Below are 23,212 nucleotides of genomic sequence, written 5' to 3' on the forward strand. Positions count from 1 at the left end.
TGATAATACCTGACTAAATACAACAGGCGCTTTTTCTAAGGAAAAATAAGGTGGCACGGTATTTTATTTACTGTATGCATTGTTCATCATTAAAATTTAATACTATGTTACGTTGGACATTAATATTTCTGGTTGTAGCTATAATAGCTGCAATATTTGGTTTTGGTGGTATCGCAGCGGGTGCAGCAGGTATAGCCAAGTTCTTGTTTTTCCTGTTTTTAGTGCTGTTTATTTTGTCATTAATATTCGGCAGAAGAAGCACAGACGTTTAGCGGCCATCAAAATTTATTTTAGCGCAGGCTTTAAAGCCTGCGCTTTTTTATTTGTATGGCTTGACGGACAAATAATAAGCTATTGATCAACACTTCGGCATTATAAAATTTAAGCAGTTTTTATTTCAAAAAGATAATCATGTTTCTTTGCATTCATGCAAACAGATTTTTTGGTTATCGGTTCAGGTATCGCCGGGTTAACCTATTCTATTAAGATGGCGAAGACTTTTCCTGAAAAAGAAATTATCGTTCTTACAAAAACTACAGCAGATGAAACCAACACTAAATATGCACAAGGCGGTGTTGCCGGGGTTTGGGATGATGAGAACGACAGCTTTGATAAACATATTGATGACACATTGATTGCCGGCGACGGTTTATGCAATGAACACATTGTTGAGATTGTTGTAAAAGAAGGCCCGGAGCGTATTCGTGAGATAATTGGCTATGGCGCCCGTTTCGATAAAGACGAAACCGGCGAATATACTTTAGGCCGTGAAGGCGGCCACAGCGAAAACCGCATTCTTCATCATAAAGATGTAACGGGAAGGGAAATTGAGCGCGCTTTATTAAAAGAGGTAAAGAAGTTTCCAAACATAAGGTTTATCAATTATTGTTTTGTGGTTGATATCATTACACAACATCATCTTGGTTATCTCGTTACAAAGTCCACAACAGATATTACCTGTTATGGCGTGTATGTTCTAAATATTAATACCAATCACATTGAAAAAATACTCGCACCCATAACTGTGCTTGCGTCGGGTGGTTGCGGGCAGGTGTACCGTACCACAACTAACCCTAAAATAGCAACCGGCGATGGCATTGCAATGGTTTATCGTGCAAAGGGCAGAGTGGAAAATATGGAGTTTATCCAGTTTCATCCCACAGCATTATATGAATCCGGTGTTTCTCCCTCATTCCTTATTACGGAAGCTGTGCGTGGAGATGGTGGCATTCTTCGCAATAAAAATGAGGAAGCATTTATGGAACGCTATGATGATAGAAAAGACCTTGCCCCACGTGATATAGTTGCCCGTGCCATAGATAATGAAATGAAGATAACCGGTACCGAACATGTATATCTTGATTGCCGGCACATGAACATGGAAAAATTCATTCATCATTTTCCCAATATTTATGAAAAATGTTTAAGCATTGGCATTGACGTATCAAAGCACATGATACCCGTGGCGCCGGCGGCACATTACAGTTGCGGTGGCATCAAAACCAATGAATGGGCACAAACATCCATCCTTAATTTATATGCCTGTGGCGAATGCGCCAGCACGGGTTTGCATGGCGCCAACCGGTTGGCAAGTAACAGTCTTTTGGAAGCAATGGTATTTGGCCATCGTGCTTATTTAAGTACTATTGAGAAAATAAACAGCCTTAAATCTTTTGACGATTTGGAAAGTGCCGTCCCCGATTGGAATGCGCTTGGCACTTCGGAACCAAAAGAAATGATCCTCATTACGCAAAGCCTGAAAGAGCTGCAGCAGATAATGAGTGATTATGTTGGTATTGTTCGCAACGATGTGCGGCTTGACCGCGCCATGAAACGGCTTGATTTATTATTTACTGAAACGGAAGCACTATACAAATCAACGAAAGTCTCACCCCAGTTGTGTGAGCTGCGCAACCTTATTTCGGTTGGCTATCTTATTGTAAAAAGTGCGGAGTTCAGGAAAGAAAGTCGCGGCCTGCATTATAATACAGATCATCCAAATAAGAGCAGGCTGCTGCAAAATATAATTTTGTAAATATTATCTTTCTTGAATGTACTACGTTCTTTACGGCTTTTTCTATCTTATTTCTTTATTGCCTTTCTGGTTGCTATATAGCATTAGCTATATAGCTTATCTGCTTATATATTATGTAATAAAATACCGAAAGAATGTTGTGCTTTCCAATCTAGCCATTGCTTTTCCGGATAAAACAAACGAAGAAAGAAAACGTATTGCAAAAAAATTCTACAAAAATTTTACAGATAATTTTATTGAAGTAATAAAGCTTTTCAGCCTTTCACCTGCGCAATTACAAAAGCGCATGACGTGGGATTATGAATTCCTGGATAAATATTATAAAGAAAAAAGAAATGTGCAGTTGCACCTTGGTCATTTTTTTAACTGGGAATATGCGAACCTTTCTGTAAGCCTTGCTTCAAAATTTTCTGTGCTGGTGGTATATATGCCTATTGCCAACAAAGCCATGGATAAAGTATTTATTAAACTGCGCACACGTTTTAATGCAAAAATGATTGGCGCCACAACTTTTCTAAAAGATTTCAAACCTTACAGCAAAGAACAATCGTGCCTGGTATTTGTAGCCGACCAAAATGCCGGTCATTATAACCTGGCTTACTGGCTGCCTTTTTTTGGAAAGATGGTGCCATTTGTTACGGGCCCCGAAAAAACGGCAAGGTTAAATAACAGTGTATGTGTGTATGCAAAATTTAAGAAGATAAAACGCGGCTATTATCATGCTGATTTGATTGAAATAACAACCAGCCCGCGGCAGTTGGCCGAAGGAGAAATTACAAAACGAACAAGAGGTTTAATTGAAGAAAATATTCGTGAGCAACCTGAAGATTATTTGTGGACACACCGTCGCTGGAAGCGCACATTCGACCCCGCAAAACACCGTGCTTTATGAAGAAAAGAATAAGCAGCTATCGCCATAACTCAGAAAGCGGAAGTTGTTGTTCAATGCATAATCATAAACTTTCTTCCAGTCGTTGCCAATAACGGCAGCCACCAATAACAACAATGTAGATTTAGGCTGATGAAAATTGGTAATTAAAACATTAGCAACTTTCAATTTATAAGGCGGTGCAATAATGATCTGTGTTTTAGCAATAAGCTTATCGTGCTTATTTGCTTTCATCCATTCAAGTAAAGCATGCAATGCATCTTCAAGAGAAATATTTTCATCATTCAACTCATACGCGTCCCATTGATGAATCGTTATATCTTCAATAGTAATGTTCCGCTGACTTTTGACCGGTGATCGTCGACCAACTTTTATCCCCATCCAATACAAGCTCTCCAGGGTTCTCAGGCTTGTTGTGCCAACCGCAATAATATTTTGGTTTGATTGATGAATAAGTTTTTGAATTAACGCAGCACTTACTTCAAAAAACTCCGAATGCATTTCATGCGCTTCAATGGTTGCTGTTTTTACAGGTTTGAAGGTGCCTGCGCCCACATGCAGCGTTACAAAATTCCGTTCAATATTTTTTGCTGATAACTTTTCAAAAACTTTATCTGTAAAATGCAGGCCCGCTGTAGGCGCTGCAACAGAGCCGTCATATTTTGCATAAACTGTTTGATAACGCGATTTGTCATCATCATCCGCATCGCGGTGCATGTAGGGCGGTAACGGAATTACACCGGCAATATGCAATACTTCTGCAAAGCTTAACTGTTCATCATTCCATGAAAATTCAATTATAAAATTCTCCCCCCGCCTGCTTATTTTTTTTGCGCTCAATTCCATTTCTTTCCCGTTATGCAAAATCTTCTTTACGAGTATTTCATCTTTCCATTTCTTCGCATTGCCCGCTAAACATTTCCATAAAACTTTTTTATGCTGCAGCATAGCCGTGGTAATATCTGCATAATCATCGGCTGGTTCAAGGCAAAAAATTTCAATGGTTGTGCCGGTTGCTTTTTTAAACAGCAATCTTGCTTCAACCACTTTTGTATTATTAAAAATGATGAGGGCGTTTTCAGGCAGGTAATTGGCGAGATGAGTAAAGTTATCAGCCTTTATTGCCCCGTCTTTATATATGAGCAATTTGCTGGCATCTCTTTCCGCCAGCGGGTGTTTGGCTATTTTTTCATCCGGTAAATCGTAATCAAAATCTTTTATCTCTAACTGTTTCGGGGAACTGTTCATTTTTCTTCTGTATGTTTTTGCGCCTTCAAATACTGTAAGCACAAAGGCAGGAAGGTGCAAAGTTGCACCAGGTAATTTACCTATTCAATACAATCGATTATTATTACTCAAACTTTTGAACTCACAATTAAACCATCTCCAGGCACAGCTTATCCACCATATCTGCACATAAACTAAAAGATTTTTCAATTAAAAAGCCTCAAAACCCTTGTTGTTACTGGATTTGATCCAGAAATAAATATGTGGAAAAATATCAAAAGCCCAAATTTCAAATTAAAGTGGGAAAAAGTGTTATTTTGTGTCATTATTTTATACATTCGTTCTTTAAATTCTCTAAATGGCTGGTTTTCTGGGTGAATATGAAGCAACAATTGATGCCAAAGGGCGCTTCCTTCTCCCCGGCGGGTTGAAAAAACAAATGCCGGAAGGAACCACCACTATGGTAATCAGCCGTGGTTTTGAAAAATGTTTGTTGCTATATCCACAAAAAAGCTGGGAAACCATTGAAGAGAAAATTAAAAAGCTGAATGAATTCAATCCGAAGGTAAGCCAATTCAGAACATTGTTTGTTGGCGGCGCCAGTTATGTGGAGCTGGATAGTGCCGGAAGAATTTTACTGCCGCCTTCGTTGAGGGAATATGCAGGGCTGGGGAAAGATATTTTGCTCGCCTCCGACATTGATAAAATAAAAATTTGGGATTCCGGTAAGTATAAAAAGCTCTTTGAAGATTTTTCATCTGACGCTTTCGCAAGCCTTGCCTCAGATGTTACAGACGGCATAAACTTTTAAAACGGTTATATGCAGCCTGAATCATCGTATCATGTTCCTGTTTTATTCAATGAGGCTATTGATGCGCTTAATGTTCAGCCTAACGGCGTATATGTTGACTGCACTTTTGGCGGTGGGGGACATGCAAAAGGCATTCTTGAAAAATTAAGTGAAGCAGGAAGATTGATTGCCTTTGACCAGGATGCTGATGCGCAGCAAAATATCCCGGCCGATAAACGGCTCATTTTTGTTCCGCATAACTTTCGCCATTTGCAGCGCTTTTTGAAACTGCATCAGTATGAAAAAGTAAACGGAGTGCTGGCAGATCTGGGCGTAAGCAGTTTCCAGTTCAATGAGGCGGAGAGAGGATTTTCCACGCGGTTTAACGGCCCGCTGGACATGCGTATGGACAAGCGCACAGCAAAAACAGCAGCGCAGGTTTTAATGCAGTACAGCGAACCACAGCTACACAAATTATTCGAACAGTACGGCGAAGTTTCCAATTCTAAAACATTAGCAAGGCATATTGTACAACAGCGCGGCACAATGCCGCTAAAAGATATAGGGTCTTTTAAGTTAATGCTGCAGCCTGTTGTAAAAGGAAATCCCAATAAATATTTTGCACAGGTTTTTCAGGCGCTGAGAATAGAAGTGAACGACGAAATGGGCGCCCTTAACGAAATGCTTGATCAGTTACCCGCTGTGTTGCTACCACACGCAAGAGTTGCCATCATTACATTCCACTCCATAGAAGACCGCATTGTAAAAAACTTCTTTAAACAGGCAGGCACAGGCGAAGATGAAAACAATCCTTTTAGTACGGCACAAAAACAAACGGTATTCAAAACAGTGTATAAAAAACCTGTAACACCAGGCGAAGAAGAGTTGAAGCGAAATCCGAGGGCACGCAGTGCAAAGCTTCGTGTTGCAGAAAAAATATAACGCGGTCACACGCTTACAGGCGCCAGACCGATAGCTGAAAAATTATTTGGTAATCAGCAACAATGCAGGTGGCATCACGGTTGTGTCACTCCCTTGTACTCCATCAAATAATTCGGCAAAAAACCCGGCAGGTTCAGAACCTGCCAGGTTAAATAATATAAACAAAATCATTCAATGGGTTTATTCAGTAAAAAAACAGAAACAGCGCAAACTGCCCCGGGCAAGGGTTGGATAAATTATGCCTGGATAGTAAAGCATTTTGGTTTTTTACTCTTCCTGGCGGTACTGGCAATTGTGTATATCGCCAATGGGCATTGGGCAGACAATACCATTCGCGACATTAACATAACACAGAAGCAGGTAAAAGATATGGAGTATGAGTATAAGAATTTGAAGAGCCTGGAAATGTTCCGTAGCCGCGAATCGCAGGTAACACAGGCTGCTGCGGCGCTGGGTTTAAAGCCCGGTGCTACACCGCCGGTAAAACTGGTGGCAGATTCAATAACAACAAAAAAAAATAACTGATAGCTGATAGCTCAAACATGGAAATAAAGAAAGACATATTATGGCGCGTATATCTCTGTTTTATAGTGATAGCTGTAATATGTGCCTGTATTGTTGGTAAAGCATTTTACATACAGCAGGTGCAGGGCGCATATTGGCGCGGCATGAGCGACAGCATGCACACCCGCATTGAAAGTGTGGATGCTGAACGCGGTACCATTTACAGCGAAGATGGCCAAATGCTCAGCACCAGTATTCCGCAGTTTGATATATATGTTGATTTTAAAGCCGATGGGTTGATCAAGGATAACGGCAAAGTATTTAAAGAAAATATTGACTCTCTGAGCTTATGCCTTGCTGATCTTTTCCAGGATAAAACAGCAGCCCAATATAAAGCCATTCTTAATAAAGGCTATAAAAGCAAAGCCCGTTATTTCGCTTTAAAGAAAAAAGTAAGCTTCGATGAATACCAGCAATTGAAAACTTTTCCGCTGGTGCGGCTTGGTAAAAATAAAAGCGGTTTTATAGCCGAAGTGCAGAACATCCGCCTTAACCCTTACCAGCTACTGGCATTCAGAACAATTGGTTTAGAAAGAGAGAATGCGCAGAAAGTTGGTCTTGAACAAACTTATGATACGCTGCTGAAAGGCACGCCCGGCAAGCGTTTGGTAAGATATATATCCGGAGGCGTTGCTGTACCTGTAAACGAAGATTATGATATTGAACCAAAGAATGGAAAAGATATTGTAACAACACTCGACAGCCGCATACAGGAAATTACTGAAAACGCTTTGATGAAAATGATGGTGCAGAATGAGGCCGAACATGGCTGCGCCATCGTAATGGAAGTAAAGACCGGGAAGGTAAAAGCTATTGCTAATCTTGGCCGCCAGAAAGACGGTTCTTATTGGGAAGATTTTAATTACGCCATGTCGCCGGGTGAACCCGGCTCCACATTCAAACTGGCAACCATGCTTGCTGTGCTGGAAGATAAAAAATTTAATCTCAGCAGTGTTGTAAACCTCGAAGGCGGAACATGGCAGATAAACAGGAGAACGGTTTATGACAGTGAGCAACATGGACAGACAAATGTTACGGTAAAACGCGCATTTGAACTAAGCTCCAATGTGGGCATGGCAAAACTGGTTTATGCAAGTTATGCCAATAAGCCCTCGCAGTTTATTAATCATCTAAAAGCATTGCATCTTGATACGTTAACGGGTATTGATTTGTATGGTGAGCGTTCACCTTTTGTTGATCGCCCCGGCAGCAAATACTGGAGCGCTACAACTTTGCCCTGGATGGCTTTTGGCTATAATGTGCTGGTTTCACCCCTGCATATATGTATGTTGTATAATGCCGTTGCCAATGATGGTGTAATGATGCGCCCTTATTTATTAAACAGCGTAATGCAGGAAGGAAATGTTATGCAGCAAAAACAACCATATGCTATTGAAACCATATGCGACAGCATTACGCTGAAGCAACTACAGGAATGCCTTATTGGTGTTTGTAAAGATTCCGGCGCAACAGCCTTCCGCTTGTTTAAAGGCGCAACCTATCCTGTTGCCGGAAAAACAGGCACAGCCCTTGTTGCAAACGGCAAGCATGGTTATGCAGATCATATTTATCAGTCATCGTTTGCCGGATATTTTCCCGCTGATAACCCCCAATACTCCTGCGTTGTAGTAATAAAAAACAAACCGCATGCGGCTAAATTTTATGGTGCACTGGTAGCAGGGCCTGTGTTCAGGGAAATTGCCGACCGGCTGGTTACTTTAAATGCGCCGCAGCCAGATGTTAAGTTCGCTTCAGTAAATGCCGGCGATAATGATAACTACAGTTATGCCGGTTATGAAGATGATATTAAATCAATTCTTTCCGACATAAATATTTCATATAAAGACTCCGCTAAAACCACTCTCGCCAGGATGTATAATAAACAGGATAAACCCGTGCTGGCAAATATGCCTTTAAGCAATAAATATATGCCTGCATTAAAAGGGCTTGGTTTAAAAGATGCTTTATACATCTGTGAAAATGCAGGGTTGGTTGTAAAAATAAATGGTGTGGGAAAAGTGGCCGGTCAATCAATAACCGAAGGAACGCCTATTGAAAAAGGGCAACAAATAAAACTTGATCTGAATTAGTGAAGAAGCTGGAAGACATATTATATAAAGTGCGCATCATTGCCATTCATGGCAGCCGTGATGTGAATGTAAATAGCATAACTATTGATTCACGCAAGGTTAACAACGCCTCCATGTTCATTGCCATAAAAGGAGAGAAGTTTGATGGCCATGATTTTATTCAGCAATCAATTAATAACGGCGCAGCAATCATTGTGTGTGAAGAACTGCCCGCAGTTTTAAACGATGCTGTTACTTATATACAGGTTAAAAATGCACATGAAGCAGCGGCTTATATCGCACATAATTTTTATGATGAACCTTCTGAAAGATTAAAGTTGGTGGGCGTTACCGGAACAAATGGTAAAACCACTATAGCAACATTGTTATTTAAGTTGTTTAGCGGCCTTGGCTATAAATGCGGTTTAATAAGCACGGTGCAAAATCAAATCGCCAACGAAATTATTCCTTCAACACATACAACACCTGATGCCATCAGCTTAAATGCTTTATTAAAACAAATGGCTGATGCCGGCTGCACGCATGTTTTTATGGAATGCAGCAGCCACGCCATCCATCAGCATCGTATTACAGGCCTGCATTTTGCCGGCGGCATTTTTAGTAATATAACACACGACCATCTCGATTATCATAAAACGTTCGATGAATATATACGTGTAAAAAAATCATTCTTCGATAACCTTACCAGCGATGCGTTTGCTTTATCAAATCTTGATGAAAGGCGCGGTACGGTTATGTTACAGAATACACCCGCCAAAAAATATTATTACAGTTTAAAGAACGTCGCAGATTTTAAAGGAAAGATGCTGGAAAATGCATTAACCGGTTTGGTAATGCTGGTCAATGATAAAGAAGTGCACTTTCTTTTGATTGGCGAATTCAATGCCTATAATCTTTTAGCGGTTTATGGCGCTGCCATATGCCTGGGTGAAGACAATGAAAAAGTATTACTCGTTTTAAGTAGTTTAAGCGGCGCCGAAGGAAGATTTGATTACATCATCAGTAAAGAGGGAATAATCGGCATTGTTGATTATGCACATACGCCGGATGCATTGGAAAACGTGTTATCAACCATAAAAAAATTACGCCGGGGCGATGAGCAGGTGATAACAGTGGTGGGCTGCGGTGGTGATCGTGATAAAACAAAACGCCCGGAGATGGCGGGGATAGCTGCGGCATTAAGCAACCGTATCATTTTTACAAGTGATAATCCGCGCAGCGAAGATCCTGCGCAGATATTAAAAGATATGGAAGCGGGTTTAAACAGTGCGGGTCGGCGGAAATCAATATCTATTGTTGACAGGAAGGAAGCCATTAAAACCGCAGTAAGCTTCGCCAATAGCGAGGATATTATCCTGGTTGCAGGAAAGGGGCATGAGAAATACCAGATCATCGGCAACCAAAAATTGCATTTTGATGATAAGGAAGTGTTGAGTGAAATGTTTGAACTATTAAACAAGTAAAAAGGCTAATGGCAAATAGCTATCAGCTAAAAGCTTTATATGTTATACTACTTCTTCACATGGTTGCATGAGCACTACGATATATCGGGTACAAGGCTGTTTGAATATAATTCATTCAGAACGGCGATGGCTGTGTTGTTCTCGCTCATCATTGCCACCGTGTATGGAAGAAGGGTTATAAACCTGTTGCGTAAAAACCAGATTGGCGAAACGGTTCGTGATTTGGGTTTGCAGGGCGAGCAGCAAAAGAAAGGCACCCCAACCATGGGCGGTATTATTATCCTGCTGGCGATTGTGGTTCCAACTTTATTGTTTGCAGATTTGGAAAAAACTTATATACGGTTAATGTTGCTGTGCACCGTGTGGCTTGGATTTATTGGTTTTTTAGATGATTATTTTAAAATCACTTCCCGCAAAAAAGCATTGGCCGCGGGTAAAGCTTATTCCAAAAAGGATTCGGATGGCCTAGCCGGCGTTTCAAAAATAATAGGCCAGATAGGTTTGGGGATTATTATAGGTACAACTTTATACTTCAGTAATAATGTTGTGGTTGAACGTGAATTAATAGGCAAGCAAACTGTTGATTCAACTTTAATGCTCGGTGAAAGAAGGGCTAACGATTCAAACATAGTTGAGCGCAATATAAATGGAATAAGCAGGCGTTTTGCTGAAGTTAAAACACCTATTACAACTATTCCTTTTGTAAAAAGTCATGAGTTTAATTACAGTAAACTCATAAGCTGGATAAGCCCAAGCGCTGAAAAGTTTACCTGGATCCCATACATTCTTATTGTTACGTTTATTGTAACAGCTGTTTCAAACGGCGCCAATATTACAGATGGGCTTGATGGTTTGGCAGGCGGCGTCAGCGCCATTATCGGCGCAGGTCTTGGCATATTTGTTTTTGTAAGCGGCAACTATGTGCTGGCCGATTACCTCAACATCATGTATATCCCTAACCTGAGTGAGCTGATGATATTCGTTGGTGCGCTGGTGGGCGCATGCATTGGCTTTCTATGGTACAATGCTTATCCCGCACAAGTGTTTATGGGCGATACCGGCAGCCTTGCATTGGGCGGCATTATTGCATCACTGGCAATAATTGTGCGCAAGGAATTATTGATCCCTATTTTCTGCGGCGTTTTCCTTATTGAAAATTTAAGTGTGATAATACAGGTAACTTATTTCAAATACACAAAGAAGAAATATGGAGAAGGCAGGCGTGTATTTTTAATGAGCCCGCTGCATCATCATTATCAGAAGAAAGGGTTTCATGAAAATAAAATTGCTGTGCGGTTTTGGATTATAACCATACTGCTGGTGGTAGCATCGATCATTACGTTGAAAGTGCGATAGCTGTCTGAACCAGACGTTTGATAGATTAGGTGATTGACAGGATTAAATATTATATAAGCGCTTATATAATTTGAATAAAAAGGTAAACAAAATTTAAAACATGTCATACAGGCTGGTGATTTTAGGAGGTGGCGAAAGCGGTGTTGGCGCAGCGTTGCTGGGCAGACAACAAGGTTATGATGTGTTTTTAAGCGATGCCGGGTACCTGAATGAAAAATATAAAACCCAATTAAGTGAAGTCAGGATTGAATTTGAGGAAGGCGGCCATACGGTTGATAAAATATTGAGCGCGGATGAAGTGGTGAAGAGCCCGGGCATTCCTGAAAAAAATGAAATGGTGAAAGCCATTCGCGCCAAATCAATTCCTGTTATAAGTGAAATAGAACTGGCCTACCGGTTTAAAGGCGATGCAAAAATTATTGCCATCACGGGCAGCAATGGTAAGAGCACAACCACATCATTAATTTATCATATCTGCAAAACTGCAGGATTGGATTGTGCCTTGGTGGGCAACATTGGTTATTCTTTTGCCAGGCAGGTGGCTGAAAATCCTAAACCATTATATGTGGCTGAAATAAGTTCATTTCAATTAGATGATATAAAAGATTTCAGGGCAGATGTTTCGCTGTTGCTGAACATAACAGAAGATCATCTCGACAGGTATGAATACAAATTTGAGAATTATATAAACAGCAAATTCAGGATAATATTAAACGCAACAAGCAACGACTATTTTATTTATAACGCAGATGATGAGGTAATTACCAATAAACTGAAGCAAATAACATTACACACAAACTTACTACCTTTTTCTATGAACAATGAACCAAACGAAGGCGGCTATATTAAAGGAAATAATATGACGCTGCGCCTGCACGATGAGCGCACCACGTGGAGCGTATACGACTTTGCCCTTAAGGGAAAACATAATCAATATAACACTATGGCGTCATGCATAGCCGCAATGGTAATGGACATACGAAAGGAGAAGATACGCGTGGCTGTTACAGATTTTCAAAGCCTGGAACACCGTATGGAAAGCGTGGCAACCGTGCGTGGCGTAGAGTTCATAAACGACAGCAAAGCTACGAATGTAAACAGCACATGGTATGCACTCGAAAGCATGGAAAAACCCGTGATATTAATCCTTGGTGGCCAGGATAAAGGCAATGACTATAGTTTGATTGAAGACCTGGTGAAAGAAAAAGTAAAAGCTATTGTATGCATGGGAGTTGATAATTCAAAAATCCATAAGGCATTTGATGGATTGATTTCTCCCATCGTTGATACGGCAAGCGCAGAAGATGCTGTGAATGCTTCTTTTCATTTTGCAGAAAAAGGCGATGTAGTGCTGTTAAGCCCTGCCTGCGCCAGCTTTGATTTATTTAAAAATTATGAAGACAGGGGCAGGCAGTTTAAGGAAGCGGTAAAGAATTTATAAACTGGTTCAATATAAGAAGGTGATAAACGATAACGTGTATGATAGATAAAACATTTAAAAGTATAGAAGATGCAATGCAGCCATTCATGGGCATGGGCCGGGAATGGGGCAATAATTTGCATCATCGTGCACGGGGTGATAAATATATATGGAGTGTTGTTGTGCTGCTTGCCATTATTTCTTTACTGGCAGTTTACAGCGCAACAGGTTCGCTTGCTTATAAGTACTATGATGGTAATACGTCTGTGTATTTGTTCAAGCAGCTTGCCTTTATCATAATAGGCGTATTGGTGGTGTTTTTCATGCACCGCGTTAATTATATTATTTATTCAAGGGTGGCGTTATGGTTATATCTTATCTCTATCCCGCTGCTTGTTTATACTTTATTTTTTGGTGTTGAAGTGAATGATGCAAGCCGCTGGATAAGGCTGCCTGTTATTAACCTTACTATTCAAACGAGCGATTTGGCAAGGCTTGCGTTGTTTATGTATTTGTCCAGGCAGCTCAGCCGTAAGCAAAATGATATTAAGGATTTTAAGAAAGGATTTTTGCCATTAATCATACCGGTTGGAATTATCTGTGTGTTGATTATGCCTGCCAATCTTTCAACCGCGATGTTAACCGGGTTAACATCGCTGCTGCTGATGTTTATTGGCCGTGTAAATATTAAACACATACTGCTTGTTTTATTTGTAGCTGCCATTCCCGTTTTATTAATTGTTGCTATTGCCATGTCCACCTATGATGGCAACAGTAATAACAACAGTAATAGCCACAAAACCATCGCCTCTTCCTTAAATTCAATGGGCCGGTTTGGCACATGGGTACAGCGCACTCAGGATTTCATTTATGCGAAAGATGAAGACATTCCTTACCAGGTGCAGCAGCAAAATATTGCAATAGCTAATGGCGGTGTGTTATTTGGTTTGGGCCCCGGCAACAGCAGGCAGCGTAATTATTTGCCGCAGGCTTATAACGATTCCATTTATCCTATTATCATAGAAGAGTATGGTTTGCTGGGCGGGTTATTCATCATATTCCTGTATCTCGTTTTCCTGTTCAGGTGTATAAGGGTATTTAGAAAATGCCCCTATGCATTCGGTGCTTTTCTCGCGCTGGGATTGAGTTTTACGTTGGTAATACAAGCCATTGCAAACATGGCCGTTGGCGTAAACCTTATACCTGTTACGGGTGTTACGTTGCCATTAATAAGTATGGGCGGAAGTTCATTCTTATTCACCTGCGCATCTATCGGAATTATTTTAAGCGTAGCAAGAAATATAGAGATTAATCCTGCGGGTGATGAATTAAATCCGCAGCCAAAAGTAAGTATAGCAGAAGTTGATGATCAAAAGATAAAAGCAAAACAAGAAGCAGAATAAATGAGTGCTGACAGAAATATAGAGGGATATAAAAACACTCCTTTGGAGCATGGTGGTGGCAAGCGTTTCATCATTGCCGGTGGTGGTACTGGCGGGCATATTTTTCCTGCAATAGCTATTGCCAATGCGATAAAAGAATTGCAACCCGGTGCGGAAATATTATTCGTTGGTGCTGAAGGAAAAATGGAGATGGAAAAAGTGCCACAGGCCGGTTATAGTATTAAAGGTTTAACCATAGCAGGTTTTGAAAGAGGCTCTTTGATAAAAAACATATGGCTGCCATTCAAGCTTATTAAAAGTTTTTTACAGGTTAGAAATATCCTGAAAAGCTTTAAGCCGGATGCAGTAATTGGCGTGGGTGGATATTCAAGCTTTCCCGTATTGAAGTCTGCACAGGGAAAAGGTATTCCAACCTTTATTCATGAAAGCAATTCGTTTGCGGGTAAGAGCAATATTCTACTGGGCAAACATGCCACTAAAATTTTTGTTGCATGTGAAGGCATGGACAGGTTCTTCCCTGCAAACAAAATTGAGATTAGCGGAAACCCGGTACGTAAAAGCATTGCAGGCAGCAGCATCAGTAAAGCCGAAGCGCTGGCATTTTTCGGTCTTGAAAGAAAAAAGCCAACCGTGCTGGTTATTGGCGGAAGCCTTGGTGCAAGAAGTATTAATGAAGTAATAGCCAGGCATATAACAGATTTTAACCCTTTAGGCTTGCAGGTAATATGGCAAACAGGTAAAACAACGGCTGCTAAATACCTGTCAAAAGCTAAAGCATTACATAATGTGTGGGCAAATGATTTTATAAATGAAATGGAAAAGGCTTATGCGGCTGCAGACCTTGTTGTATCAAGATCGGGAGCCATGTCTGTTGCAGAATTATGTGTAGCAAAAAAGCCGGTGATTTTTGTGCCCTTTCCTTACGCGGCGGAAGATCATCAAACTGTAAATGCAAAATACCTGGTTGACAGGAATGCGGCATTGATGGTAAAAGATGATATGGTGAGAACTAAGTTGTTTAATGAAATAACCAACCTTGCAAAAGACCAGGCAAAGCAGGAAGCATTGGCCAGTAATATTGCGGCCTTCGCTATAAAAAATGCGGATGAAAAAATAGCAACATCCATATTAAAAATATTGGCGGATAAAAAACAGTAAATGAATGCACCTCATAAAATAAAACAATTTATAAACGTTCCGCCCACTGGCGGAGATGGAGGCGATGTTGTTGTTTACTTTATAGGCATTGGCGGTATTGGCATGAGTGCATTAGCCCGTTATTTTAAAACCAAAGGCGCAACGGTTACAGGGTACGACAGAACAGTTACTCCCCTCACACAGCAACTGGAAGCGGAAGATATTGATGTGCATTTTGAAGAAGATGTAAATATGATTCCGAAAAATGCTGATGTGGTTGTTTACACGCCGGCCATTCCTTCAACCCACAAAGAACTGATTTATTATAAACAAAATAATTATACGGTTGTTAAACGCAGCGATGTGCTGCAATGGATAACTGAAAATTCTTACGATATATGCGTAGGGGGAACACATGGCAAAACAACCGTAACCACCATGATAGCGCACATGCTTCGTGACAGTGGTTATGGTTGCAATGCCTTTTTGGGTGGTATTTCAGCAAACTATCAAACTAATTTCTGGAGCAGCAATAATAATGTTGATGTAATTGAAGCCGATGAATATGACAGGAGTTTTTTAAAACTATCGCCTGATATAGCCGTGATAACAGCCATGGATGCCGATCATCTTGATATTTACGGAACGCTTGAAGAAGTGGAAAATGCTTTTGTGGCATTTACAAAACGCATACATAAAGATGGTTGCCTTATTTCAAAATATGGGTTGAACAGGGCCGGAGATTTAACGGCAACCACACATTATACTTATTGCTACGATAATAAAGAGGCTGATGTGTATGCAGATGATATAAAAGTGGAAAATGGCGCCTATAAATATAATGTGATAAGCAAACACTGGAAGCTGTTTGATGTGGAATTGCATATGGGTGGCTTGCACAATATAGAAAACAGTCTTGCCGCTATAACTGTATGCAAATATTTGAAAATTGATGATAATAAGATAAAAAACGCACTGAAGAATTTCAAGGGTGTGCATAGGCGATTTGAATATGTTTTAAAAAATAGCAAGCATGTTTTAATTGACGATTATGGCCATCATCCTGCTGAAGTAAAAGCCGCCTTAACGGGCGTGCGCAGTTTATATCCGGAAGAAAAGTTGACGGTGATTTTTCAGCCGCATTTATTCAGCCGTACCAATGATTTTGCTGATGAATTCGCGCAAAGCTTAGATATAGCGGACGAAGTGGTCTTGCTGCCCATTTATCCGGCACGTGAAATGCCAATGGAAGGCGTAACCAGCCAGTTAATATTGGATAAAATGCAATTGCCGCAAAAGCAGGTGCTGGATAAAAATGCTATGCTGGATTGGGTAAAGCTATATAAACCGCAACTGGTAATAATGCTGGGCGCCGGAGATATTGATGTATTGGTGCAGCCGGTAAAAGAAATTTTGAAATCATAAATACGAGAAACCTATAAGGTTTCTAAAACCTTATAGGTTTATGTAAATGCAGTAATGAGTGTAAAAACAAAAATAAAAACAATTAGCTGGTCGCTGCTGGGTTTATGCTGCGTAGTGCTGCTTGTTGCTGCCATGAAAGCAAAAGATTCAAAGGCCTGCAGCAATATTGAAATCAGTATTGACGGGGCAACAAAAAATATATTTATTAAAAAGGCTGATGTGGTTCAGGTGCTTAGCAACAGCGGCATTAATGCGGGTAAAGCTTTAGACGATATTGATTTAAAAGCAGCAGAGACAGCGCTTGAAAAAAATGCATGGACAAAAGATGCTGAACTGTTCTTTGATAACCATCAAACGCTGCACGTGAAAATCACAGAACGTGAACCTGTGGCACGTGTGTTTACAGCAAACGGCAGCTCTTTTTACATAGACAGTGCTGGTATGCGCCTGCCGGTAAATGCTAATGCAATGGCAAGGTTGATCGTTTTTACGTCTTTCCCTTCCGATAAAAAGATATTATCGAAGCCAGACAGTCTTGTGCTGGATGATGTGAAACAGATCGCCTTGCATATATCTGCTGATAGTTTTATGAATGCGCAAACAGCACAGATAAATATTACATCGCAGCGTACTTATGAAATTGTACCTGTGGTTGGCGGCCAGGTTATAAGAATCGGCAATGCGGAAAATATTGATGAAAAACTTGCAAGGCTTATGGCTTTTTATAAACAGGTATTCAGCAAGGTTGGTTTTGAAAAATACAGTGTTATTGATGTGCAGTATAAAGACCAGGTGGTGGCGGTTAGAAAAGGTGAAGATTATACCGTGCCTTCTGATACAGCCAGGGCTTTATGGCAGTTAAAACAAAGCGACATAAAACTTAGCAAAGCCTTAACCGATACAACTTATACAGCGCCAATATCAAAGCCTGTAAAAGTGGATGCGCCTGCTGCAATACCAGCTTCAAAAGTTGCGGAAAGAAAACCTGTAGCAAAGAAGCCGGTTGTCAAAGCAAATAAAAAAACAGAAAAGAAAACAAACAGCAATAATAGCAGTAAAAAGCAGCAGGAAAGAAAGCCTAAAGCTGTAATGAAGAAGAAAGGCTGAACGGGTCTTGGTAAAGATTAACGGATTGGAAGGATTATATAATTAAAGTTCTTTAAAAAAATATTTATATACCCTGATGTTCAGGCACCCGCAGTGTGGTTAATGGTGGCTCTTAAACAGAGGCTTCCCGCTCCACTTGTGGAGAGGGAACGAGGGCGAGATCTTTTCTATAACAACAAACAACTAAAACAGAATCTATGAACCAAAATGCAAGCGGCACACAAACTGCGTACGACGATACCGGTATGCCGATTATTGTAGGCCTCGATATAGGCACTACAAAAATTGCTGCAATCGCTGGGCGCAAAAACGAGTATGGCAAGCTGGAAATACTCGGGTTTGGGCGTGCCGATAGTAACGGTGTTCAGCATGGCCAGGTGCTGAATATTGATCAAACGATTAAAGCCATTCAGCAGGCGCTGGCCAACTGCGCAAAAAGTAATCCGGACCTTGAAATTCGTGATGTGTATGTAGGCGTTGCTGGCCATCACATCAAAAGTTTGCAAACACGCGGCGACATTGTTCGCCAGAACGCAGAAACAGAAATTGCACGCTGGGAAATTGACCAGTTGGTGGAAAATCAGCGCAAAACTTTTATTCCTGCAGGCGATCAGATCATTGATGTTATACCACAGGATTTTCATGTGGATAATTATCAAAACATTAAAGACCCTGTTGGTTATAATGGCGTGAAAGTTGGTGCCAACTTCCACATCATTACCGGCGACAGGAATGCGATACGTAATATCTATCGCGCTGTTGACCGAAGCAGTTTAAAAACAAAAGATTTGGTGCTGCAGCCCTTGGCTTCATCAAGCGCCGTAATGAGCGATATTGATATGGAAGCAGGCGTTGCCATACTCGATATAGGCGGTGGCACAAGTGATCTTGCGGTTTTTTATGATGGTATTTTAAAACACACTGCTGTTATACCGTTTGGTGGTGAAAACATAACGAACGATATACGCATGGGTTTGGGTGTATTGAAAGCGCAGGCTGAGGCCATGAAGGTGCAGTTTGGTACGGCGTTAGCCGATGAAGCAAAAGCCAATGCCTATATTACCATACCTGGAATAAAAGGCATGGCGCCAAAAGAAATAAGTGTAAAGAACCTTGCGGCTATCATACAGGCGAGAATGGGCGAGATACTGGATTTTGTGACGTATCATATAAAGCAGATTGGATTGGATGCACGTGCGTTAAATGGTGGTATTATTTTAACTGGCGGCGGTTCTCAGTTAAAACATCTTATACAGCTTACAGAATACTGCACCGGTATCAATGCACGTATCGGTTATCCTAACGAACATCTTGCGCCCAATCATATAGATGAATTAAAGAAACCTATGTATGCAACCTGCATTGGTTTAATACTAAAAGGTTATAATGATTATGAACACAAGCGTAAAGAGTTTGATAACAGGTTTAAGAAAGTTGAAGTGCCTGAAGTATTGAAAAAAGAAGATTTGCCGGTGAATGGAAAAGAAGAGAAGAAAGAAAAAGTTGACACTTCAAAACGCAAGGGCTTAAACAACTTCTGGGATAAATTTAAAGACAGCCTGATTGATATGTTTAAAGAAGAAGATGATAAGGAGATAAAATAGTTGCCAGTTGTGAGTTGTCAGTTGTCAGTGGTTGCTGAAAGTTGAAAACTCAAACTGAGATGAAAATTTAAAAAAGTTCATTCCATTAAATTCAAAAAGAGCTCGAAGCTCGTGGCTGACAGCTCACAGCTTAAAAAACTTACTAACCACAAAAACGAAAACGTATGATACATTTTGATTTGCCAAAGCAAAAATCATCCATAATAAAAGTGCTTGGCGTTGGAGGCGGTGGCAGCAATGCAGTAAATTTTATGTATGCTCAAAATATTGAAGGCACAGACTTCATTATATGTAATACAGATGCAAAGGCTTTGGAACAAAGCGAAGTACCAAATAAAGTGCAGCTCGGGCCGCATTTAACACAAGGCCTTGGCGCAGGCGCCAACCCTGAAGTTGGCCGCAATGCAACAGAAGAAAGTTTAGAAGAAATAAAACGCATTTTGGAAGTAAATACCAAAATGGCTTTTATATGCGCCGGCATGGGTGGCGGAACAGGAACCGGTGGTGCGCCCATCATTGCTCAGGTTTGCCGCGATATGAACATCTTAACCGTTGGTATAGTTACAACACCATTTGGCTTTGAAGGCCCGCGCAGGTTGTTGCAGGCAGAAGAAGGTATTAAAAGATTACAGCCTTATGTTGATACATTGCTTATCATCAGCAATGATAAACTGCGCATGCAATATGGCAATTTAAAAATGAAAGAAGCATTTAGCAAAGCTGATAATGTATTGGCAACTGCCGCTAAATGTATCACCGATATTATTAACAGCCGCGGCCATATTATAGTTGACTTTGCTGATGTATGCACCGTAATGAAAAATGGCGGTGTTGCCATCCTTGGCAGTTCTGCCGTTGAAGGCGAAAACCGTGCACAGAAAGCTATTGAAGAAGCATTGAATTCTCCGTTGCTGAATGATAATGATATACGCGGTGCTAAATGGATACTGATTAACATCAACAGTGCAGAAGGTGAATTTGAATGCACGATGGATGAGCTCGAAATCATCAACAGCTATCTGCGCATGCAGGCAGGCGAAGCCACCGATGTAATTGTTGGTATGGGTTACGATCCTTCACTCGAAAGAAAGATCGGCATTACTTTAATTGCAACAGGCTTTGAACAAAAAGATCCGGTGGCTGCATTGCACAGGGAAACAATGCCTGCAAAAAAAATGGAGAAACCAAAAGAAGAAAAGATCATATTAACGCTGGATGTTGAAGGGCAAAAGAAAGCTGAAGCGCCAAAGCCGCAGGCTGCTCCTGAAAAAGATGTGTATGCGCCCACTTTATCTGAGCCTGTTAATGAAGTGCCTCATGTGATTGCCCCATCTCCGGTGCTTGATATAAAAGATGAAACGCCGCTGCATTTTGAACTTGAAATTCCGGAAACAAAAAATGAAGAAGTAAAACCTGTTGTTGAAGAAAAAGAAGAAGTGGAAGAAACACCTTCCATTCTCAATATGCTGTACGAAGAAAAGCATGCAGAAGAGCCGAAGCCTTCCACAAACTTCTTAAATAAACCATCTTCTATTTATGCGCAGCCGAATGAAACACGTGCAGAAGCAAAGAAGGAGGAACCAAAAAAGGAAGAGGTTAAAAAGCCGAAGCAACAACCTTTATTTGAAGAGGAAACAATTGAGTTCGATGTGGTAATAAAAGATGAAGCGCCTGTAAAATCAACGCCGGCAGCCGTATTCAATCTGCCTTCCAACGATGAAGAGGAAGAGCAGAAACGCCGCGCTGAAGAACGCATACATAAGCTGCGTAACCTTTCTTACAATATGAATTCTATGGATGGCAATAATGAATATGAAAATGTTCCGGCTTATGTGCGCCGTAACCTTGAATTATTCGGCAACAATAAGCTTACTACGGTAGAAGATTTTTACAGCAAGGTAGCAGTTAAGAAAGACGATAACAATAACACACAAATTTCAACCATCAATACTTTTCTTGATGGAAAGAAGCCAGACTAAGCGATTGGCATAGAGTTTTAGTTGTACTTCCCTTCCGCTTTTGCGGGAGGGATTTTTTTATGTAACCGGCAGCGGTTATTCAATCATCTTCGTTGTGTCACTCCCTTGTACTGCAGGTTTTTCATGGCAGCGTTCAGTTTGCTTCTGTCTTTGCTTCATGAAAGATCAAAAAGATGATGCGATGAATATTGCAATCTTATTATGGAAAGCTGCAAAAGTTTCATCTCAATAATAAAAAATTTATGGCCGATATTTTACCTGCTCAACATCCGCATAAAGCCGGTGTCCGCAAAACAAAAAAAGCTTCCTTACGCGTTGACCTTACGCCCATGGTTGACCTTGGTTTCCTGCTGATTGCTTTCTTCGTTTTTACAACAACCATTCAGCAATCCACCTCCATGAAGCTTGCTTTACCCGATGATACAAAACCTGCATCGCCATCACTCATCCCTGAAAATAAAACACTGAATATACTGTTAGGTGCAAACAATGATGTGCATGTTTACAATGGAACACAACTTAATAATGAAAGAAATATTGGCAGCAGCACCACTGCATTGCGCAATGCTATTCTTGATAAAAAAGCTGCCGTAAGAAAAGATTATGGAACAGATGCCGGTATGGTGGTTTTAATAAAGCCAACGCCTGCATCAACTTATGCAGATGTTATACATGCATTGGATGAAATGCTTATCTGCAATATAAAAACCTATGTATTGATGGATGCCGGTGATGATGAATTAAAAATGATAAATGAATAAGCCGTGAAGGAAAGTGTTGTTAACAAACATTGCAATTAAACGTTGGATTATATATTTGATATATCTAAACGTTTTGCATGAAAAGAATATTTGTATTAGCCCTTGTATTAATAAGCATTGTTTCAAATGCGCAAAAAGCAGATGTTAAGCTGCAGCAACAAATTACTGAACTCATAAAAGATTTTCATGGTGATATAGGTATTTATGTAAATGATTTGAAACATCATAAAACTGTAAGTATAAACGCGGATACTGTTTTTCCAACCGCCAGCATTGTAAAGATTTCCATTCTTACCGGTATTATGAATAAGATTCAGCATGGCGAACTGGATTATCACCAGCGCTTATTATACACTGATTCATTGTATTATAGTGAAGGCGATGATATTCTTTCCAACTTTAAAGACAGCACCACCATTGAATTAAGTAAAGTAATGATGCTGATGCTAACGATAAGTGACAACTGCGCAAGCCTTTGGCTGCAGGGCCTCGCAGGCGGCGGCTTAACGATAAATGCATTGCTTGATAGTTTAGGCTATAAAAACACAAGGGTAAACAGCAGAACGCCCGGCAGGGAAAATTACCGTTCCCAATATGGCTGGGGACAAACAACGCCCCGTGAAATCGCGACTATTATGAATGATATTGTTGATAAGAAACTTATCAGCAAAGAAGCCAGCGATAAAATGCTCCGCCTGCTTGGAAGACAATACTGGGATGAAGAAGCGATGAGCCAGGTACCGGCAGGCGTTTTTGTGGCCGATAAGAATGGCGCCGTAGATGAAAGCCGCAATGAAGTGCTTTATGTAAATTGTAAAAACCCTTATATATTTTCCATTTTTACAAAGAATAACAAAGACACAAGCTGGAATGCCGATAATGAAGCATGGGTGCTTACAAGAAAATTATCCGCACTTTTATGGAAGCATTTTAATAAGGGTTAAAGTGAATTATACTCTAAATAAATTTTTTTAGTAATTGCAGTTAATCAGCTGCAGTAAATGGTAAACAATAATTCAT

At 40.5% G+C, this 23,212-nt stretch carries 19 protein-coding genes; 18 read left to right on the forward strand and 1 reads right to left on the reverse strand.

What is annotated here, in order from left to right; genetic code table 11:
- Positions 1–104 precede the first annotated feature (104 nt).
- The 3 genes from ACTHN6_RS13525 to ACTHN6_RS13535 all read left to right on the forward strand — a co-directional run bounded on the left by ACTHN6_RS13525 (position 105) and on the right by ACTHN6_RS13535 (position 2,927).
- A complete protein-coding gene (locus tag ACTHN6_RS13525; RefSeq protein ID WP_440436301.1) occupies positions 105–272 on the forward strand; it encodes a DUF1328 family protein in 168 nt (55 codons plus the stop codon).
- 155 nt (positions 273–427) lie between these two features.
- Positions 428–2,035, forward strand: coding sequence for an L-aspartate oxidase (gene nadB / locus ACTHN6_RS13530; RefSeq protein WP_440436302.1), 1,608 nt, complete (start codon positions 428–430; stop codon positions 2,033–2,035).
- A gap of 16 nt (positions 2,036–2,051) precedes the next feature.
- The gene (locus tag ACTHN6_RS13535) at positions 2,052–2,927 is read left to right on the forward strand and encodes a lysophospholipid acyltransferase family protein (RefSeq protein ID WP_440436303.1); all 876 of its coding nucleotides are present in this window, start codon (positions 2,052–2,054) and stop codon (positions 2,925–2,927) included.
- Here ACTHN6_RS13535 and ACTHN6_RS13540 read toward each other — a convergent pair.
- Complete coding sequence (locus tag ACTHN6_RS13540) at positions 2,922–4,172, reverse strand: S-adenosylmethionine:tRNA ribosyltransferase-isomerase (protein ID WP_440436304.1); 1,251 nt, start codon at positions 4,170–4,172, stop codon at positions 2,922–2,924. The two genes, ACTHN6_RS13535 and ACTHN6_RS13540, sit on opposite strands and share 6 nt — an antisense overlap.
- Positions 4,173–4,509: 337 nt before the next feature.
- On the opposite strand from ACTHN6_RS13540, the gene mraZ reads away from it, so the two are divergent.
- From mraZ to ACTHN6_RS13615, 15 genes are all read left to right on the forward strand, one after another.
- Positions 4,510–4,962, forward strand: a complete 453-nt coding sequence (gene mraZ / locus ACTHN6_RS13545) for a division/cell wall cluster transcriptional repressor MraZ (RefSeq protein ID WP_440436305.1) — start codon at positions 4,510–4,512, stop codon at positions 4,960–4,962.
- 9 nt (positions 4,963–4,971) lie between these two features.
- A complete protein-coding gene (gene rsmH / locus ACTHN6_RS13550) occupies positions 4,972–5,883 on the forward strand; it encodes a 16S rRNA (cytosine(1402)-N(4))-methyltransferase RsmH (RefSeq protein WP_440436306.1) in 912 nt (303 codons plus the stop codon).
- A 174-nt stretch (positions 5,884–6,057) separates the two neighbouring features.
- Entirely contained in the window at positions 6,058–6,408 is a 351-nt protein-coding gene (locus ACTHN6_RS13555; protein WP_440436307.1) for an FtsL-like putative cell division protein, read from the forward strand.
- Between the two features lie 17 nt (positions 6,409–6,425).
- Positions 6,426–8,537 (forward strand): penicillin-binding protein, encoded by a 2,112-nt coding sequence (locus tag ACTHN6_RS13560; protein WP_440436308.1) that lies wholly within the window; start codon positions 6,426–6,428, stop codon positions 8,535–8,537.
- Positions 8,537–10,000, forward strand: a complete 1,464-nt coding sequence (locus tag ACTHN6_RS13565; protein WP_440436309.1) for a UDP-N-acetylmuramoyl-L-alanyl-D-glutamate--2,6-diaminopimelate ligase — start codon at positions 8,537–8,539, stop codon at positions 9,998–10,000. The genes ACTHN6_RS13560 and ACTHN6_RS13565 overlap by 1 nt, the downstream gene beginning before the upstream one ends.
- Before the next feature lie 39 nt (positions 10,001–10,039).
- A complete protein-coding gene (mraY, locus tag ACTHN6_RS13570) occupies positions 10,040–11,356 on the forward strand; it encodes a phospho-N-acetylmuramoyl-pentapeptide-transferase (protein ID WP_440436310.1) in 1,317 nt (438 codons plus the stop codon).
- A 100-nt stretch (positions 11,357–11,456) separates the two neighbouring features.
- A complete protein-coding gene (gene murD, locus ACTHN6_RS13575; protein WP_440436311.1) occupies positions 11,457–12,797 on the forward strand; it encodes a UDP-N-acetylmuramoyl-L-alanine--D-glutamate ligase in 1,341 nt (446 codons plus the stop codon).
- 74 nt (positions 12,798–12,871) lie between these two features.
- Positions 12,872–14,179, forward strand: a complete 1,308-nt coding sequence (locus ACTHN6_RS13580; RefSeq protein WP_440436373.1) for an FtsW/RodA/SpoVE family cell cycle protein — start codon at positions 12,872–12,874, stop codon at positions 14,177–14,179.
- Entirely contained in the window at positions 14,180–15,337 is a 1,158-nt protein-coding gene (gene murG, locus ACTHN6_RS13585; protein ID WP_440436312.1) for an undecaprenyldiphospho-muramoylpentapeptide beta-N-acetylglucosaminyltransferase, read from the forward strand.
- Positions 15,338–16,741: a UDP-N-acetylmuramate--L-alanine ligase gene (murC, locus tag ACTHN6_RS13590; protein ID WP_440436313.1), complete on the forward strand. Its 1,404-nt coding sequence runs from the start codon at positions 15,338–15,340 to the stop codon at positions 16,739–16,741.
- Between the two features lie 54 nt (positions 16,742–16,795).
- Entirely contained in the window at positions 16,796–17,848 is a 1,053-nt protein-coding gene (locus ACTHN6_RS13595) for a cell division protein FtsQ/DivIB (RefSeq protein ID WP_440436314.1), read from the forward strand.
- Between the two features lie 197 nt (positions 17,849–18,045).
- A complete protein-coding gene (ftsA, locus tag ACTHN6_RS13600) occupies positions 18,046–19,452 on the forward strand; it encodes a cell division protein FtsA (RefSeq protein WP_440436315.1) in 1,407 nt (468 codons plus the stop codon).
- Positions 19,453–19,616: 164 nt separating this feature from the next.
- Positions 19,617–21,431: a cell division protein FtsZ gene (gene ftsZ, locus ACTHN6_RS13605; RefSeq protein ID WP_440436316.1), complete on the forward strand. Its 1,815-nt coding sequence runs from the start codon at positions 19,617–19,619 to the stop codon at positions 21,429–21,431.
- A 242-nt stretch (positions 21,432–21,673) separates the two neighbouring features.
- Positions 21,674–22,192, forward strand: coding sequence for an ExbD/TolR family protein (locus ACTHN6_RS13610; protein WP_440436317.1), 519 nt, complete (start codon positions 21,674–21,676; stop codon positions 22,190–22,192).
- A 77-nt stretch (positions 22,193–22,269) separates the two neighbouring features.
- The gene (locus ACTHN6_RS13615) at positions 22,270–23,136 is read left to right on the forward strand and encodes a serine hydrolase (protein WP_440436318.1); all 867 of its coding nucleotides are present in this window, start codon (positions 22,270–22,272) and stop codon (positions 23,134–23,136) included.
- Positions 23,137–23,212 lie beyond the last annotated feature (76 nt).

This window comes from Parafilimonas sp. (assembly GCF_051953455.1).
GTDB lineage: Bacteria > Bacteroidota > Bacteroidia > Chitinophagales > Chitinophagaceae > Parafilimonas.

Coding starts and splice junctions, on each gene's coding strand:
- ACTHN6_RS13525 (WP_440436301.1), top strand. CDS start 105: ATGTTACGTTGGACATTAATATTTCTGGTTGTAGCTATAATAGCTGCA.
- nadB (WP_440436302.1), top strand. CDS start 428: ATGCAAACAGATTTTTTGGTTATCGGTTCAGGTATCGCCGGGTTAACC.
- ACTHN6_RS13535 (WP_440436303.1), top strand. CDS start 2,052: ATGTACTACGTTCTTTACGGCTTTTTCTATCTTATTTCTTTATTGCCT.
- ACTHN6_RS13540 (WP_440436304.1), bottom strand. CDS start 4,172: ATGAACAGTTCCCCGAAACAGTTAGAGATAAAAGATTTTGATTACGAT.
- mraZ (WP_440436305.1), top strand. CDS start 4,510: ATGGCTGGTTTTCTGGGTGAATATGAAGCAACAATTGATGCCAAAGGG.
- rsmH (WP_440436306.1), top strand. CDS start 4,972: ATGCAGCCTGAATCATCGTATCATGTTCCTGTTTTATTCAATGAGGCT.
- ACTHN6_RS13555 (WP_440436307.1), top strand. CDS start 6,058: ATGGGTTTATTCAGTAAAAAAACAGAAACAGCGCAAACTGCCCCGGGC.
- ACTHN6_RS13560 (WP_440436308.1), top strand. CDS start 6,426: ATGGAAATAAAGAAAGACATATTATGGCGCGTATATCTCTGTTTTATA.
- mraY (WP_440436310.1), top strand. CDS start 10,040: ATGTTATACTACTTCTTCACATGGTTGCATGAGCACTACGATATATCG.
- murD (WP_440436311.1), top strand. CDS start 11,457: ATGTCATACAGGCTGGTGATTTTAGGAGGTGGCGAAAGCGGTGTTGGC.
- ACTHN6_RS13580 (WP_440436373.1), top strand. CDS start 12,872: ATGCAGCCATTCATGGGCATGGGCCGGGAATGGGGCAATAATTTGCAT.
- murG (WP_440436312.1), top strand. CDS start 14,180: ATGAGTGCTGACAGAAATATAGAGGGATATAAAAACACTCCTTTGGAG.
- murC (WP_440436313.1), top strand. CDS start 15,338: ATGAATGCACCTCATAAAATAAAACAATTTATAAACGTTCCGCCCACT.
- ACTHN6_RS13595 (WP_440436314.1), top strand. CDS start 16,796: ATGAGTGTAAAAACAAAAATAAAAACAATTAGCTGGTCGCTGCTGGGT.
- ftsA (WP_440436315.1), top strand. CDS start 18,046: ATGAACCAAAATGCAAGCGGCACACAAACTGCGTACGACGATACCGGT.
- ftsZ (WP_440436316.1), top strand. CDS start 19,617: ATGATACATTTTGATTTGCCAAAGCAAAAATCATCCATAATAAAAGTG.
- ACTHN6_RS13610 (WP_440436317.1), top strand. CDS start 21,674: ATGGCCGATATTTTACCTGCTCAACATCCGCATAAAGCCGGTGTCCGC.
- ACTHN6_RS13615 (WP_440436318.1), top strand. CDS start 22,270: ATGAAAAGAATATTTGTATTAGCCCTTGTATTAATAAGCATTGTTTCA.